General features: G+C 58.0%; 8 protein-coding genes and 1 pseudogene. 1 reads left to right on the top strand and 8 read right to left on the bottom strand.

Annotated elements, in window-relative coordinates:
- Nucleotides 1-45 precede the first annotated feature (45 nt).
- Nucleotides 46-1,503, top strand: coding sequence for an ATP-dependent RNA helicase RhlE (gene rhlE / locus RIFP1SYM_RS01910; RefSeq protein WP_006473886.1), 1,458 nt, complete (start codon nucleotides 46-48; stop codon nucleotides 1,501-1,503).
- A gap of 11 nt (nucleotides 1,504-1,514) precedes the next feature.
- On the opposite strand, the gene RIFP1SYM_RS01905 is transcribed toward rhlE, so the two are convergent.
- From RIFP1SYM_RS01905 to RIFP1SYM_RS01870, 8 genes and pseudogenes are all read right to left on the bottom strand, one after another.
- Entirely contained in the window at nucleotides 1,515-2,057 is a 543-nt protein-coding gene (locus RIFP1SYM_RS01905) for a DUF2058 domain-containing protein (protein ID WP_005958947.1), read from the bottom strand.
- A gap of 52 nt (nucleotides 2,058-2,109) precedes the next feature.
- Nucleotides 2,110-4,235: pseudogene (gene glgX / locus RIFP1SYM_RS01900) on the bottom strand (glycogen debranching protein GlgX).
- Between the two features lie 12 nt (nucleotides 4,236-4,247).
- The gene (locus RIFP1SYM_RS18540; RefSeq protein ID WP_139042035.1) at nucleotides 4,248-5,261 is read right to left on the bottom strand and encodes a phospholipase effector Tle1 domain-containing protein; all 1,014 of its coding nucleotides are present in this window, start codon (nucleotides 5,259-5,261) and stop codon (nucleotides 4,248-4,250) included.
- Complete coding sequence (locus RIFP1SYM_RS18535; RefSeq protein ID WP_276123607.1) at nucleotides 5,252-5,881, bottom strand: phospholipase effector Tle1 domain-containing protein; 630 nt, start codon at nucleotides 5,879-5,881, stop codon at nucleotides 5,252-5,254. The genes RIFP1SYM_RS18540 and RIFP1SYM_RS18535 overlap by 10 nt, the downstream gene beginning before the upstream one ends.
- A gap of 351 nt (nucleotides 5,882-6,232) precedes the next feature.
- The gene (locus tag RIFP1SYM_RS01885; RefSeq protein WP_005958942.1) at nucleotides 6,233-8,929 is read right to left on the bottom strand and encodes an arsenate reductase (azurin) large subunit; all 2,697 of its coding nucleotides are present in this window, start codon (nucleotides 8,927-8,929) and stop codon (nucleotides 6,233-6,235) included.
- Between the two features lie 15 nt (nucleotides 8,930-8,944).
- Entirely contained in the window at nucleotides 8,945-9,514 is a 570-nt protein-coding gene (locus RIFP1SYM_RS01880) for an arsenate reductase (azurin) small subunit (protein WP_005958941.1), read from the bottom strand.
- Nucleotides 9,514-10,752: a cytochrome-c peroxidase gene (locus RIFP1SYM_RS01875; RefSeq protein ID WP_005958940.1), complete on the bottom strand. Its 1,239-nt coding sequence runs from the start codon at nucleotides 10,750-10,752 to the stop codon at nucleotides 9,514-9,516. The genes RIFP1SYM_RS01880 and RIFP1SYM_RS01875 overlap by 1 nt, the downstream gene beginning before the upstream one ends.
- 17 nt (nucleotides 10,753-10,769) lie before the next feature.
- Nucleotides 10,770-11,876 (bottom strand): cytochrome-c peroxidase, encoded by a 1,107-nt coding sequence (locus RIFP1SYM_RS01870; protein ID WP_005958939.1) that lies wholly within the window; start codon nucleotides 11,874-11,876, stop codon nucleotides 10,770-10,772.
- Nucleotides 11,877-12,317: the final 441 nt, after the last annotated feature.

Below are 12,317 nucleotides of genomic sequence, written 5' to 3'. Positions count from 1 at the left end.
CACAACGCTCTACTCCCAACCGCCTCTGGCGCAATCAAAAACACTATGTCATTTGAGAAACTCGGCCTCTCGGCCCCGATCCTGCGTGCTGTTTCCGAACAGGGCTACACTCAACCCACGCCAGTCCAACAGCAGGCGATCCCGGTCATCCTCAGCGGCCGCGACGTGATGGCTGGCGCCCAGACCGGCACCGGCAAGACCGCCGGTTTCACCCTGCCGCTGCTGGAACTGCTCGAGGAACATGCTCAAGGAAAAGGCCGCCGCCCGGTACGGGCGCTGGTGCTGACCCCAACCCGAGAGCTGGCAGCACAGGTGGGCGAGAGCGTGGAGCAGTACGGCAAATATCTGCCGCTAAAATCCACCGTGATCTTCGGCGGGGTGAAGATCAACCCACAGATCGAAAAGCTACGTCACGGCGTCGACATCCTGGTCGCCACCCCCGGCCGCCTGCTCGACCACGTTTCACAGAAGACCCTGGATCTCTCCCACATCGAGATCCTGGTGCTTGACGAGGCAGACCGGATGCTCGACATGGGTTTCATCCACGACATCCGCAAAGTGCTGAGGCTACTGCCCCATGAGCGCCAGAACCTGCTCTTCTCCGCCACCTATTCGCAGGAGATCAAACGGCTGGCCAGCGACTTGCTCAACCAGCCGGAGCAGATCGAGGTGGCCCGCCGCAATACCGCCGCCGAGCTAGTCAGCCAGGTAGTTTACCCGGTAGACAAGGCGCGCAAGCGTGAGCTGCTCTCCCACATGATCGGCGCCAACAACTGGCGCCAAGTGCTGGTCTTCACCCGCACCAAGCACGGTGCCAACCGGCTGGCACAACAGCTTGAGAAGGATGGCCTGAGCGCCGCGGCGATCCACGGCAACAAGAGTCAGGGGGCACGTACCCGGGCGCTAGCCAACTTCAAGAGTGGTGAGGTACGGGTGCTGGTGGCGACCGACATCGCCGCCCGCGGGCTCGATATCGATCAGCTGCCGCATGTGGTCAACTATGAGCTGCCGAATGTGCCGGAGGACTATGTGCACCGTATCGGCCGCACCGGTCGCGCCGGCAACGAGGGCGAGGCGGTGTCGTTGGTCTGCATCGACGAACACAAGCTGCTGCGGGACATCGAGCGGCTACTGAAGCGCAAGATTACCGAGAAGGTGCTCCCCGGTTACGAACCCGACCCAAGCATCCCGGCAGAGCCGATCAGGCAGGGACGCGGCGCGCCAGGCGGACAGAGACAGGGCCGGCGATCGGGGCAACCCCAGCAGCGCCGTTCCGAAGGCCGCTCTAGTGCAAAACGCAGCACTTCTGGTGCACAGACAGAGAGATCGAATACGCAGAAAAGAGGCGACTCCCATGCCGATCATGCCGGCCACGCCGATGGCCAGCGCCGCTCCCAGAGCAAGTCACACAAGAAGCCGACACGGCCTGCACAGCAGCGCTCAGCTAGTGGATCCCAACGTCGGCGGCGCAGTGGCGAAAAGCCGGCCCTGCTAGGCGGCTAAGCAGACAACGCCTACCACATCAAATCGTCGGGCACCTTGAAGTCAGCGTAGGGATCATCCTCGTCATCCTGCGGCTGTGACTCATTCAGCACCAGGATGACACTGGCATCCCGCTGGCGGATTTTTTCAGCGACTACCGCCGGCACCATCGCGTAACCCTCTCCCTGTCGCACCACAGCGAGCCGGCCATTGCTCAACAGGGCATGCTGGCCTTCGCTGACATGGATACGCCGAATTTTGCTGCCATCCGTGAAATTGTAGGCGATCTCAGCCCCCTCTTCTACCGACACCTGATTCTGCTCGATCAGCTGGCGGATCTGCGCCACAACAGCCCGTTGCTCTGCCGCCTGCTGCTTCTGCCGGTTCAGCTCCCGGTCCCGCGCCACCTTCTGCTGCTGTGCCTGCTGCGCCTGCTGTTTGACTTGATCACTCACAGGCCTCTTGGTTTTGCGCTGCTGCTTGTCCTGTTTGTGTTTGGCCTTCTTGATCTTTTTGGCCTTCTGTTTAGCGATCATTCCCGCCTGTAGCAGTTGATCCTGTAGCGAATTACCCATCTGCCTCTCTGCTTTGCAATCTGGATGAAGGGGGTGATGATGATGGCAAGGCTCAGTCTGTGCAACCGCTACCGCAGTCCTCCCCCTCCAGCACCACCAGACTGTGCGCCTCCACCTCGAATTCAGCGCGAGTGAGGTAGGGCTGCTGATCAGGGTCAGGGATGTCATCAGGGGCAGCCGCAGCAGTATCCACAGCCAACCGCCAGCTGATGTCCGGCGTTGCTGGCAGAGAGAAACGCTGTCGCCGCTCAGACATATTCATGATGACATGCAGATGGGCTTCACCCGGCGCGACCGCGGCGAGGGTGAAACCCAGCACCCGTGAAACCGGATCGTCCCAGGCAGGTTGCCCGAATTTCTTTCCATGCCAAGTGATATCGGCCAGCTCGGACGCCGCCGCTGGCACACCGGTCAAAAACTGACGCCGTTTCAAGCTTGGGTGACGTTTACGCAGAGCGATCATGCCTCGAGTGAAGCGCAACATCTCCCTGTTCTGTTCGGTCAGTTCCCAGTTGAACCAGCCGACTTCATTATCCTGACACCAGGCATTGTTATTCNTTGCTGGCTGCGCAGCACCTCATCACCGGCAAGGATCATCGGCAACCCCTGGCTGAGCATCAGGATCGCCATGAAATTTTTCACCTGCAGCCGCCGCAGTGCGAGGATCTCTGCATCCTCGGTCTGCCCCTCTACACCACAGTTCCAGCTGAGATTGTCGTTGTGACCATCCCGGTTGTGCTCACCGTTCGGCTGGTTATGTTTATGGTTGAAGCTGACCAGGTCCCACAAGGTGAAGCCGTCGTGGCAGGTCACGAAGTTGATGCTGTTGAAGGGGTGGCGCCCCTGGTGTCGATAGTAGTCGCTGCTACCGCTAATGCGTGTCGCCACCTCGCCGAGGATACCAGGATCGCCGCGCACAAAACGCCGCACCACATCCCGATAACGCCCGTTCCACTCGCTCCAGCGATAGCCGGGGAAATTGCCGACCTGATAGAGCCCGACCGCGTCCCAAGCCTCGGCAATGATGCGTTTGGTGCTCAGCACCGGTGACAGCTCGATCGCCCAGATGATCGGTGGGCTGGCCATCGGCTCGCCATCCTCGCCCCGCGACAACACACTGGCGAGGTCGAAGCGGAAGCCGTCCACATGCAGCTCGTTGACCCAGAACTCCAAGCAGCTGACCAGAAAGTTGGAAACCACCGGATTGTTGCAGTTGACGGTATTGCCGCAGCCGGTAAAGTCCCGATAGCGGCTCGGCTCATCCGGATCGAGATGGTAAGTAACGTCGTTGTTCAACCCCTTGAAGTTGATCACCGGCCCATTTTCTCCCGCCTCGGCGGTGTGGTTGAAGACCACATCGAGGATCACTTCGATATTCGCCTCGTGCAGCGCATCCACCATCTCTCGGAACTCATCCAGGTGGGTACCGCGTTCCGGGCTGATGCAGTAGTGGGGGTGCGGGCTGTAGTAGCTGTGGGTACTGTAGCCCCAGTAGTTGCTCAGCCCCCGCTTGGCCACTCCCGCCGGCACATCCTGTCGGTCGAATGCCATCACCGGCAGCAACTCCACATGAGTAATACCGAGGGATTTCAGGTAGGGGATCTTCTCGATCACACCAGCGAAGGTACCACGTTTCTCCGGCGCCACCCCGGATGAGGGGTGCAGCGTAAATCCACCCACATGCATCTCGTAGATGATCGCATCCTGGGAGCGAAACGCCCCCTTCCGGATGCGACGGCGGCGGCGCTCCTCCCGGTCGCCGCTACCGACCTTGGTCTTGACCACGATGGCGCGCATGCTGCCGTTTTTTTCACCACGCATTGCGGCTGTGCGATTCCAACGACTGTCACTGACCGCCTTGGCCCAAGGGTCGAGCAGTTCGATGCTGGGATCAAAACGCTTGCCTGTCAGATAAGGGTCCGACGGACCGTCGACCCGCCAGGTGTAGTGGATGCCAGCCTTCAGCTTTTTGACGAAGACATGCCAGCACATGAAGGTCCGGTTGACCTCGGGATCAAGTTCGATCACCTGAAACGGCGCCTGGCTATCATGATGCTCGTACAACAGCAGCTCGACCCGGGTGGCGTCAGGGCTGACGATAGAGAAGTTGGCGCCTGCCGAAGAGAGTGAGGCACCCAGCGGCTGCCTCGATCCGGGAGTAGTTTGGTAGCTCTGCATGATCAACACTGGTTAGTCTGACTTTAGCGGGAAGATCCTTCGCCAACCCGCCTGGGCGCTATTTATCATCTTCCGCTTGAGCAGACGATGGCCCACAAACAGGAGGGCAAGCACCCCGACAAGGCTCCAGAATGGCGCCTCGTAGGCACCTAGCGCCTCGAGACGGCCACCGAGCATATCCGGCAGTAGAAACTGCAGCAGGCTGATCAACCCACCCAACAACGGTGAAGCTTCAATCATCTCTCCCTGGGGTATGGGATCAAGCATGGTGATCAGGCCCAGAAAGATGAGCGTAGCGCCAACCAGCAGCATGTAGATGATCCGCCGCCAACTGGCATAGTGAGCACTGCGCGCCAAACAGACATCGTAATAGTCACACTTGCCGGCATCCACCTGCCAAGGCTGTTGCTGGTAAACAGGCGGGTTCAGGGCCGTGCGACTCACCAGATTAAAGCTCGATGAAAGATTGTGGGGGGCATAGCCCTGGGTGGCGGCGCTAATGCGCTGCATGACACTCTGGTGGATCAGTATAGGCCTTGCCGCATCACTCTTTGTCGCATCACTCCAGAGCTTTGTCAGATCACGGGGCATAAAGCGATAGTAGATGCCTAGACCAGCACGTGAATCGTACATCCTGCCATGCTCATCCAACTGCTGGCGGACCGCTGCACGGCTGGATTCGAGAAAACGCACTCCACACGCCTCGACCCGGTCCATCATCCAGTCGAGACTGACCAGGGCGAGTTGATCCTTGGGGTAGCCGCCACCGACGTTGGAGTGCATGCCAGCAAACCAGACCTGTTCGACCTGCGCCCCCTCTGCCGGGTTTCCGCTCTCTTTCCAGAGCGTAGGGTGAAAGGCTTGGCGCTGATCGTCGATTGCCAGGGCGTGAAACCCATGCTGCATATGTCTGGGCGGGGTGCCATCCAGAAACTCAACCACCGGCACATACTTGCTAAGAAAGCGAATCCGGGCCAGCTGTTGTAGCAGCCAGGTTAGGCCATCGCGCAACTCATCTACCGGCATGCCAACCGCCCCCACCGTATCCCAGACACCAACACAGTGGAAGGGGCCTCCCTGCCATCCTCACCATGGTTGGTTTGGCATCGCCAGGCTCTGCGGTACTTGATGCCAACCTGTTTCAACTTGTCATCAGCGAGGCTGGCCAGTCGATCCATGCCACTCAGCCCCTGCCAATAGCTGAATTTATAAGCAGCAAAGGTCTCACTCACCCGCCTCTTCAGCTCATCATCATCTGCACCAGGCTCGATGATGCCGCAGGTATCGATCAGGCCGGCCACACAGCGCGCGGTGAAGGCGCCACGGCTGAAACCAAACAGGTAGATCCGATCGCCAGTCTGGTAATGTTTTACCAGGAAGCTGTAGATGTCCCGGATATTACGACTGAGACCGAAGCCCATGCCACCGCCCAGCAGTTTCAGGAGTTTGTAGTCAGAGGTGCCGACCCCGTCATCATAGAAGGTGATCTGCTCACAGGGTGCATCGTCACCCTGCTCATCCGCCCCCTGTTGCAGATGGCCATGTCGGTCCACCGCCTGAAACAGTCGCCATACGTTAGTACCCTTGCCAATACCACCGCGATTGCCGGTGCCATCGGAGCACAGGATGATATTTTTGTTGCGCATCGGCACAGGCTGGNCTGGCTCCACCAGCATCTGAATCTACTGTTGTCATCATGCAATCCCCTCAATATGGATGGCTCAGCAAGGAGAGACGGGGGAACAGAGGTGAACACCCAGGTGAGTTATGCAACGAGAGTGGCTCCTATCCGCTGCTCTGATTATCGGTTCCACAGGATTCTGACGCCCCTTTTGCTCCCTGTGTGGCGGCGTTCCTCCACGCCGATCGGAGCTGGCCGGCTCCGGCAGAGACCAGTGTAGCCCATGAAATAGTGAGGAGGATAGGACTCGCCCTGCATAGCAAAAAAAAGCGGGGCCGAAGCCCCGCATGTCACTCAGTAAAGAGTGAAGATGTGATCAGACAATGTTACGCGGTGCGAACGACATGCTGCGGAACTCATCCTTATACTCGGAAGGGCCAAGATTCTTAATCTTGCAGACACCGAGTTTGTAGTTGTAGTTACCACTGATGTTATCCACCACACGCCCCTGCAGCGCATTCGAAGGCTGACCCTGGGTGATGAAGTAGGAGTAGAGTGTCCCTTTCTTCACATGTGGCGTAACGATCGCGATCGCCGTGGTGGCACCCTTCTCCAGTGCGATATGGCCGTTCTTCATCAGTTCAGAAAACTGGAAGTCTTTGCCATGCACACCCTTGATGGTGTTCTTGTGCACCGGTACGCGGTTGGAGTAGAGCATCACCCGATCACCCGACTCGATACCGCGGGCCGCGGCATCATCCGGATGGATCTCGGTGAAGTTCTCCGGCCAACGCTGAGTGATGTAGGCGCGACGCTCAATATCATCGAAGCCAGACTGCCAGACTTCGTTGATACGACCGTTGGTGTGCCACAGCTCGTCCTCTTTCGGACTCATCCACTCCCAGTAGTCTGCATAGAGGCTCCAGGGGTGTTTCTGGATGTTCACACGACCGGTCTGGGAATTGAAGTGGGTTCCCTTCTTGTTGATCATGTTGGCACCCTTGGTGCGCCCTTCCTTCTCGATCTGCTCCTGAGTCATGGTGGTGTTGTGCAGCCGCACCGACCCCAACAGCTCGCCAGTCTCGTAATTGTAGAAGGTCGGCCCCTGGATGCCCTCGGTACCTAACTCTGCCAGCTTCTGATGCAGGGTCTTGCCCTCGGCATGGGCGGCGACCTTGATCATGTGGTAGGCCTTGCGGTTACCGCGGCTGGAGCGGGAGGACTCTTCGCAGACCTGGTTGGAGTCTTTCCAATCGAAGCCTTCGAAACCCATCCGCTTGGCCAGCCCGGCGATGATCCACCAGTCCGGCTTGGCATCACCGGGTGCATCGTAGAACTTCTGGTAGAGGCGGATACGACGCTCGCCATTGGCGCGGGCCAGATCTTCCTCACCCCAGGTGGCAGCCGGAAAGACGATATCCGCAAAGCGGGCGCCGATCGGATCGCGCAAGTAGATATCCTGGTCGATCACCACGGTACCGCCGGAGTCGGCACGTGCCTTGAGGGTCTTGATGATCTCATCCTTCTCCCAGGAGGTGACCTGGTTTGGATTGTTGGTCACCAGCTCCTCGAACTTGGCGTGCAGACCGTTGGAGCCAGTCATCGCCTGGATCCAGGTGGTGCCGATGACATGCGCCATGCGGGTGTGGCCTGAATAGAGCCAACGATCGGTATCCAGGGAGCGACGACGGCGCCCCGGCACCTTCTCCGGTGACCTATTGCGCGGATAGCTGCCACCACCGGCACCACCACGCTGGTGGCCACCGAAACGACCAACCACCTGACCCGGACGCCCACCTGCACCACAGATGGTGGCAATCGAAGAGATTGCATTGGTGTTGCCAGTATTATTGGACCAGTAGAAGCCCTTCTCGATACCAAAGGACGCCTTGGGACGCGCCTTGCCAGCCCCCGTCAGCCACTCGGCTGCCTTGTAGAGATCCTTGGCATCGAGACCGGCGATCTTGGCCGCCACCTCGGGCTCATATTCCTTTTGGGACATGACCCAGGCCTTGTAGCCCTTCTTGCCGTAGACACCATTGGTCTGGAACTTGCCCCAGGTAGTACGCCACTGCCAGGGGGTGTTACGAGTACCCTGGCCAAAGCCGGAGCTGGAGCCCCACTTGTCGTTGACCCAGTGCTTGATCCAATCCTTATCCTCCCAGCCGTTCTCCAGGATGATGCGGGAGATGGCGCCCAATACCGGGGTATCGGTACCGGGGTTGACCTGCAGGAAGAGCGCATTGCCGCGGCTCTTGGCGTAGGCGATACCGGCGGTCTCACGCACGTTAAGCCAAATGGTCTTCTGGCCGCGGTCGATGGCGGGCTTGATGAACTGGGTGAAGATCATCGTCTTGGTCTCATACGGATCGGTACCGCAGATCATCAAGACATCCGCATCCCCCCAGTCCTTGTAGGCCGGACCGAAGTTGTCGAAACCTGCATCCCGGAAGCCGGGGGTGGAGGTCACATCAGAGGGCGTATCGTGGAAGGTGAACGCCGCGGTCTTGATGTGACGACGGGCAAACTTCTTGATCGCGTAGGTATTCTCGAAGTACTGGTAGGAGTAGGTCTTGACGCTGTAGGCGTTGGCACCGTGCTCCTTGATGACATGCTTGGCCACGTCGGCGGCGATATCAAGGGCGAAGTCCCAGCTCACCGGCTGCAGAGTACCGTTGATCCGCACCAGGGGCGAGGTCAGGCGGTCGTTGGTCGGTTTGTCGGGGTTGTAGCACTTCTGCGCGATACAGCCGCCACGGATCGAGGAGTCACCGCCAACGTTGACGACCTTGGAGTCCTTATCCGGGATGATCACCACATTGTGGGGACGTCCTTTGTGCATCACGACGTTGTGCTGGGTGGGAGCCACCCAAGCTTGCAGCGGACCAGAAGGAAAATCAGTATTGAAGGCGTTCTCTGAGGCCTTCGGGCCACCATCCGGCGCACCTACCGGCCAACGATAGATCTTATAACCGCAGGCCACGATGCAGTAGTCGCAACAGGTGGTCATCACATCCGCGCTTTTCGGCGGCAGCGGTGTATGATCCTCAGGGAGGTAATATTTAGTTGCCATTGTCTATTCTCCTCCTCAGGATTCCGATAGATTTTCGTTACGACCGAAGATCAGGCCCATCATGCCAACGGCATAGATATCGTCGCCGTCCACCTCCAGCAGCACCTGGGGCAGGCTCTGGTAAGCCTGTCCGGAGACGATGATGCCGTGACGCGTCAGATCATAGGTGGAGAGGTGCAGCGGGCACTGGCCCAGTACCCGATGGTTGCCCACCGCCTGATACTTGCCAATCATGTTGCCGCCCTGGTGGGTGCAGAGGTAGCTGAAGGCCACCACATCGCGCTGTGAGCCGACGCCGCCGCCAGCCTTCACGCCACCCAGCTTGACCAGCATATTCATCGCGCTATCATCGGGATAATTAAAGTTCAGCGGCTCGTTATCCTTGAGGGCACTGAGCTGGCCGATCTTCTTGCGCGGATAGCCCACGACACGGGCCTTTGCTGCGGCCTGGCCAGGGAACAGACTGATCGAAACAGTACTTGCTGCGGCTGCCGCAGAACCACTGTACATCAGGAACTGACGACGGCTGAGCATGCACTTGCCGTGATCTGCTGCAGTCTCGTCTTTTTTCTCGATATCAGACATTATTTTGCCTCCTGTGCCGCTTCAAGCTCAGCCCTGGTGAAGAGCGGTGCATATTCGGGCATCTTGGGTTTCTCTATGGTGATCTCCGGACCGGACATCGCCTCGAGGAACGCCACCAGAGCTGCTTTCTCGTCGTCGGTCAGACCAAGCGGTTTAATCAGCTTGCTCTTGTTCTCTGGGAACAGAGTGGTGCGTCCCTCTTCATCAAAACCACCACGATCGTAGAAGTCGACGACCTCTTCCAGGGTGTAGAAGACACCATTGTGCATATAGGGCGCGGTGTAACTCAGGTAGCGCAGCGGTGCGGTGCGGAACTTACCCTTGTCCCATGCGTTCTTGGAGCGATAGTAGAAGCCCCAATCTGACTTGGCCTTACGGTAGCCCTCCTGAGTCTGACCCTTGGCATATTGCTCAAAGCGGAAGGTGATCTGTGCCAGGCCATCCTCTTCCCATCGCTTGTTCGGCGGTACACCGATATTGTGGAAGTCCTGATCAGAGGCCACTGCGCCGTTATGGCACTGGATACAGCCAGCCTTGCCCTCGAAAAGGGCCTTGCCCTTGATCTCTTCAGCGTTCAGTGCACTCTTGTCGCCCTTCAGGTACTTATCCACCTGGGACTCATACTCACCACGACTGTTCAAAGTGCGCTCAAAGGCGGAGATGGCACGCCAGGCGTCGCGAACCAAGGGCCACTCGGTACCGAATACATCACGGAATCGCTCGACATATTCAGGAATCAGTCTCAGCCGTGATTCCATGATGTCGGCCTCGCCATTACCGGCCACACCACCCCTGGCAGCACCCCGTGCCTGTTTCTCATTGGAAGAGGCGGAACCAGCCCAGAACTGGCGGGGCATGTAACCGCTATTGACCACGGTCTGACTGTTGCGCCAGTGGACGGTACCGGGATAACCACGGGAGAAGTCCTCAGCCCATGCCCAGCCCTGATCGGGTTCGTGGCAGGTGGAGCAACCGGTAGAGGCATCACCACCGAGACGCGGATCAAAAAAGAGTATCTTGCCCAATTCGACCTTTTCAGGGCTCTGTAGATTGTCCGGCGGAATTGGCGGCGCAGGCAGAGGCGCCAGAGGCGCAGGCCCTTTGGCCATCTTTGCGGCTGCCGGCGCTGCAGCCGGGGCAGCGGACTGTTCCGCCGTCACCTGGGCAGCGCAACCGGCCAGCAGTGCTGTCGTGATGGCAGCGGCCAACAGGGTCGGAGTCTGTTTCATCTTACTCATCGCTGTCTCCTCGACGTTTAGTTCTTGACCTGAGTCCAGTTTTCGATCACTGGATACTCAGCCGGATAGGCTTCCTTCCAGACATACTTGCTGCTGGTCAGAGGCTCACCGGACATGGAGAGCAGGAATGCCTTGAGATCGCGTCTCTCCTGCTTGGAGAGCTTCAGAGGCTTCAGCAACTTGCTCTTGCGGCTATCTTTGCCACCGCCCTTGTTGTAGAAGGCGATCACATCATCCAGCGACTTCAGCATACCGTTGTGCATGTAGGGCGCGGTGTATTTCAACTCACGCAAACTGGGAGTCACGAACTTACCCATGTCGTCAGCATTCAGGGTGACGTTGTAGTAACCCGGATCACGCTTCAGGTTCATGTAGTTCTCGATACCCTGAAACATCGCAAAGGCGAGGAATGCCTGGTGGTTCATCGGATCGAGGAAGACATCAAAGTTCTCGGGAACACCGGTATTATGGGCCTTGCCATCAGAGGCCAGCGGACCGTTGTGGCACTGGATGCAGCCACCCTTACCCGCGAATACCTTCTTGCCGCGCTTGGCTGCAGCGGACATCTTGCCGGTATCGATAGGCGCTCCGCGAGAGGTCAGGGTCTTCAGGTACTCAGGGATCAACTTACGGATCTTACCGTTTGACGGTTCGCCCATGCCCGCAGCCTTGAACATCTCAAGATATTTTGGATCCTGCTTGACACGCTCCTGCATGATCCGCATATCCATATTCATGATGTAGTCTTCCGTGAGCATCTCACGGGTCATATCGTTCAGGTTGGTGCCGATACGACCATCCCAGTTCCACACCTTCTTATGTGCCGTGTTGACCAGACTGGCGCTGTTGCGAAAATGGCCATTGCCCGGATAACCCGGAGAGAGCGCATCGGGATGCGCATACCCATGCTTCGGTTGATGGCAGTCGGCACAGGCGATACCTGCATCTCCCGACAAACGGCGATCAAAAAACAGCCGCTTACCCAACTCTGCCTTTGCCTTGTTGATCTTCAGATCAGGCAGAGGTGAAATATCGGGATACTTGCCGGCCTGTGCACCGAACGTCATACCCAGTCCCAGCGCTGCCGCCAGCAGGGTATGTCCGGTCTTGACTCGTACACCCATTGGATTTCCTCCAAGTCAGATTATCAATTATCGGTATTCCGAAAATTCTGAATCCGGACCCCGGAACTTAATTGATCTGCCGACGGTCCAATTCGATTCAGCTATCTGCATATTCCGAGCCAAATCCTATCCTGACCAACAAACCCCGGTTTTTCCTATGGTTAGAGCCAGGCCATTGATACAGATCAAGAAATCCCACTTCCCCCAGCTGAATGATCTGTTCCAAAACGCCCTGAACAAATCACTCAGGCACATCAAATCGTTCAACATTCCGAGCACTCGCCCGCTTCGCGCAAATGAGAAGGGTGGCGCAGACAAAGGCACCAAAGATTCAGAAGATCGGCTCACAGCCACCGTAGGTTCAGCTTCAGCCGAGCCAGCCCAACTACAGTCGAACCTACAAACGATTTATTTAAGGAGCCCCTGATCAAGTCATGAATT

It is taken from the genome of endosymbiont of Riftia pachyptila (vent Ph05) (assembly GCF_000224455.1).
In the GTDB taxonomy this organism is placed as follows: Bacteria; Pseudomonadota; Gammaproteobacteria; order Chromatiales; family Chromatiaceae; genus Endoriftia; species Endoriftia persephonae.
This window is presented reverse-complemented; position numbering and strand designations above follow the sequence as displayed.